The following is a 4473-nucleotide window of genomic DNA, read 5'->3' on the forward strand; positions in this document are numbered from 1 at the left end:
AGCGCGATCTCCGGCAGGTCGATCTCTCTGACGTCGATCGAGACCGGCAGGCTGGTCGAGCCGCCTTGCGACGGCTGTTGGCTGGCTTGCGGCAGCCGCGCCAGCTCGATGCGCTCGGCTCCGATGCGGTCGGCGTTGAAATTGCGTGACAAGAGCGCCGTCGGCGACCAGTCGAGCGCCACCTTGCGCGCCACCAGCCAAGGCCCGGCGCGATCCTCCAGCACGACGTGATCCAGCCGCAGCGCGCCGGACCAGATGCCTTCGATGCCGCTGACGGTGACCTTGCGATCCTCGGTCGAGGCCATTTTTGAAATCAGGCCGGCGAGATTTTGCCGGCCGCCTTCAGTGCCGGTCAACACGACGAGCGCGCCAATCACCGCCACCAGCAGCAGGAGCAGCGCGTAGAGGCAAATGCGAAGGATGCGCCAGAAGATCTTCATCGTCAGAACGCCTGGCCGATGCCGGCATAGATGCCGAAATGCGGATCGCTCGGATCGCGGTTGAGCGGCACGGCGGCATCGATGCGCAGCGGTCCGAATGGCGTAAGATAGCGCAAGCCGACGCCGGCGCCGACCTTGACGTCCGAGAAATCGGGAAAGGATTTCGTCGAGACCGTGCCGGCATCGACGAAAGGCACGATGCCGATCGTGTCGGTGATGGCAATGCGCATCTCGACCGAGGTCTCGAAGAAGGACAGGCCGCCGATCGGCTGGCCGTCGATGTCCTTCGGGCCGATGCCCTGATAGGCATAGCCGCGCACCGAGCCGCCGCCGCCGGAATAGAAGCGCCGGTCGGCCGGGACATTCTGCAGGCCGGTGCCGACGATGGACCCGAGCGTGGCGCGTTCGGCGAGAACGAATTTGCTCGCCGTGTCGAGCGACTGGTAGGCGGAGCCTTCGCCTTTCAGCTTGAGGAAGGTCGCACCGTTCAGGATATCGTAGCTTGGCTCGGCATAGGCCAGCGCCCGGAAACCCCTGGTCGGATTGAGCTTGTTGTCGCGGCTGTCATAGACATATTGCAGCGGAACACTGGCGATCAGATAGGTGTGCTTGCCGAAGGTGTCGGTGATCCGCGAATAGTCGAGCGCGAACTCCGCCGAGACCCTCTGCCTCTTGTCGAGGTCGTAGGAGACGCCGATGTTGCCCTTGACCGAGAAATGGTCATAGGCATCAGGGTGTTCGAACACCGTCTTGATGCCGGTGAAGAACTTCGATGTCGGCCCGAGCACGCCCGGTTTCTCGAACATGACGCCGGCATTGTAGTTCAGCGCGGAAAAGCTGTTGCTGCCGATGCCGCTGATGGAGCCGTCGATGCGCAGCTTCTCCGCCTGGCCGAATAGGTTGCGATGGCCCCAATAGCCTTCGAGCCCCAGCCCTTCCGTATTGGAAAATGTCCCGCCAATGCCGAAAAAGCGCGGCTTGCGCTCGCTGACCTGCACGTCGATCGGAATATTGCCCTGGCCATCGAGGCTGTCGCCTTCCTTGATGGTCACGCTGTTGAAAACCTCGAGCCCGAGCAGCCGATCACGAGCATCGTCAATCTCTTGCGGCGAATATTGCTGACCCCGCTTGAGACCGGTCATGTATTCGGTGAAGTCGCGATCGACCTTCTCCGTGCCCTCGACAATGGTGTCGCCATAGCCGGCGACAGGGCCGGCCGCCACGGTCAGCGTGACGTCGAGCGTCGAGGTTGCGTGATCGGCGACGATCTCGCGATCCGTCACCTTGGCGAGCGGCCTGCCCTCTTCCTTAAGCGCCCGTACGATTGCCGCCTCACCCTTGAGCACGGCTCCCGATCCGGCATCACCGCCCGCGATCAAGCCGAAATCGGCGCTCGCCAGGCCGGCCGCGTCGCCTTTCAGCCTGATGTCGCCCAGCGTGAATTTCGGCCCGGCGGCGATGCTGACCACCACCGGGATGGGCTGCGGCCCCGTGAATTCGGCGTCCGGCGGCAGTTCGTCTATGGACTTGCCCTGGATGGTGATGGTGACGACGCCTTCGTAGCGGGCGTCGGCGTAAAGGGCGGCAACGAGCTGCTCGCGGTCGCTGCGCGCCTTTGCCATCAGGCCGAGCGACCCCGACACCGGATGTTCCTCGTCGTTTTTGAGCGCCGAGGCGTTCTCGAGCTTCTCGACCAGATCCTTGTCGGCGTCCGGCGCATCGATGGTCACCGAATAGCGCAGCGGATCGACGATATCTGCGTCCTCGTCCTTGGATGAACCCCAGAGCTTGATGCCGAATATCTCGAAGGCGGCCGCCGGCCGGGCTCCGCCGGCGAGCATGGCCGAGCAGAAAAACGCCAAAAGCAGGACGCGCGGAAGCCCGCGCCCTGGCGCGATCCCTCCTGACATCTGCGTTTCACACGCCGGCATTAACTCAACCTAGTCGACAAAACTAAAATTGGAATGAAGTTCTGAAACGCTCGTAAAGGGGCCACAATCCAATTGTCTGAAATGGACCGGGCTTGGAATTCACACCTTTTGCACCTTCGCAAGAATGTGTGATCCATCTCATAGAGGTTCTGTCGAAATACCGGCCTTTGGCCGGAATGGAAACCGTTGGCCGGTTGAAAACCTGCCGCGTTCCGGCGTTGACAAGCCCGCTTGATGCTTGATCATGCCCGGACGCTGCAATGTCGGGAGGGTGATATGGCAATGCGCGCGGCTCGTGGTCTCTCTTTCCTTCTCCTTATCTTTTTCGCCCCCATCTTCCTCGCATCGGGCGGCGCGGCACTTGCGGCCGAAGCCCGGCGAATCGTGACGACCGACAATTCCGACTATTTCGGCTTCGACCTGAGGTCGGACCAGAATGTCAGCCTCGACCAGTGCAAGACTACATGCCTCGGCGACCCTGCCTGCCGCGCCTTCACCTACAACACCAAGGCCAAATGGTGCTTTCTCAAATCCGACTATAACCAGTTGAAACCGTTCAGCGGCGCCGTCGCCGGCAAGATCGCCAATGTCGATGGCGACCCCGATATCGGCGCCCCGCCTGCGCTTGCCTTCTTCCCCAACTGGATGGCCGACCAGGCCCAGCAGTTCCGCAACAAGCTGACCGATCCGGCCTATGACAAGCCCACTGAAGGGCTGGCAGCGCTCCAGGCCGCGGCCGAGCAGGCGGCGCTGACCGGCGACCATCGTCTCGCCATGCAGAAATACCAGGCCGCGCTGTCCGTCCTGCCGGACGACGGCGCGCTCTGGCTGGCGCTGGCGCGCGAAACGCTCGGCGTGCAGCCGGCTTCGAACACCTCGGAGCCATCGACCTTGCCGGCAAACGTCACCTCGGCCGCCTTCAACGCCTATAAGCTGGTGCGCACCGCAAAGACCCGCGCCGAGGCGCTGGCCCTGCTTGCCGCCGGCCTCGACAAGCGCGACCTCTTCCGGCCGGCCATCCAGGCCTATGAGGCAAGCCTTGCGCTGGTGAACTCGCCCGCCGTGCAGGCCGACTATGCCGACCTCAAGGCGCGAAAGGGTTTCCGCGTTATCGAACACACGGTTGATGCCGATTCCTCTTCGCCGCGCATCTGCGCCCAGTTTTCCGAGGAACTGGTCAAGACCGGCGTCGACTATTCGCAGTTCGTCACCGTCGACAATGCCGCGCCCAAGGCCGTCGAGGCCAAGGACAAGCAGATCTGCGTCGAAGGACTGGAACACGGCCAGCATTATGACGTGACCTTCCGTGCCGGCCTGCCGGCCGCGATCGGCGAGACCATCGCCGCCCCGGTCGTGCTGTCGATCTATGTCCAGGACCGCGCCCCGTCCGCCCGTTTCACCGGCGACAGCTTCGTGCTGCCGGCCGGCGCCCGCCGCGGCATTCCGGTCGTCACCGTCAACATGAACGCCGCCAAGATGAAGCTCTATCGCATCGGCGACCGGTCGCTGGCGCAGCTTCTGTCCGGCTATCAGTTCCTGCATCAGCTCGACGGCTATGACATTTCCACCATTTCCGACCAGATGGGCGAGCCCGTCTGGGAAGGCACGCTGGACATCGCCAACGACCTCAACAAGGAGGTCACCACCTCCTTCCCGGTGGACGAGGCGATCCCGCAGCGCAAGCCTGGCGTCTATGTGCTGACCGCGCAGCCGGTCGACGACAAGAGCGACGACTACAACTCACGCGCCACCCAGTGGTTCGTCGTTTCCGACATCGGCTTGTCCACCTACACCGGCCAGGACGGCCTCAACGTGTTTGCCCGTTCGCTCGGCTCCGCCAAGCCGATCGCCGGCGCCGAACTGACGCTGCTTGCAAAGAACAACGAGATCCTCGGCACGGCGACATCCGACGCCGAGGGCCACGCGGTCTTCAACCCTGGCCTCACCCGCGGCGAAGGTGGCATGGTGCCGGCCGTGCTGATGGCCAAGCAGGGCGACAACGACTTCGTCTTCCTCGACATGGGCCGCGCCGGCTTCGACCTGTCGGACCGCGGCGTTGCGGGGCGCGCCGCGCCCGGCGCGCTCGACGTCTATGCCTGGAC

Annotated in this window: 2 protein-coding genes and 1 pseudogene; 1 reads left to right on the forward strand and 2 read right to left on the reverse strand. The window is 63.6% G+C overall.

What is annotated here, in order from left to right; translation table 11 throughout:
- Both EOA29_RS26385 and EOA29_RS26390 read right to left on the reverse strand, forming a co-directional pair.
- Positions 1–440, reverse strand: a pseudogene (locus EOA29_RS26385) (hypothetical protein); the annotation flags it as partial.
- 2 nt (positions 441–442) lie between these two features.
- On the reverse strand, positions 443–2371 hold the full coding sequence (locus tag EOA29_RS26390) for an autotransporter assembly complex family protein (protein ID WP_126093012.1): 1929 nt from the start codon (positions 2369–2371) through the stop codon (positions 443–445).
- Between the two features lie 276 nt (positions 2372–2647).
- Here EOA29_RS26390 and EOA29_RS26395 point away from each other — a divergent pair.
- Positions 2648–4473 (forward strand): PAN/Apple domain-containing protein (locus EOA29_RS26395; RefSeq protein ID WP_245468543.1); only part of this gene is annotated, 1826 nt, incomplete at its 3' end.

This window comes from Mesorhizobium sp. M1E.F.Ca.ET.063.01.1.1 (assembly GCF_003998155.1).
In the GTDB taxonomy this organism is placed as follows: Bacteria; Pseudomonadota; Alphaproteobacteria; order Rhizobiales; family Rhizobiaceae; genus Mesorhizobium.

Bases quoted from the DNA above. Each gene is read 5' to 3' on its own strand.
- EOA29_RS26390 (WP_126093012.1), bottom strand. From the start codon at position 2,371: ATGCCGGCGTGTGAAACGCAGATGTCAGGAGGGATCGCGCCAGGGCGC.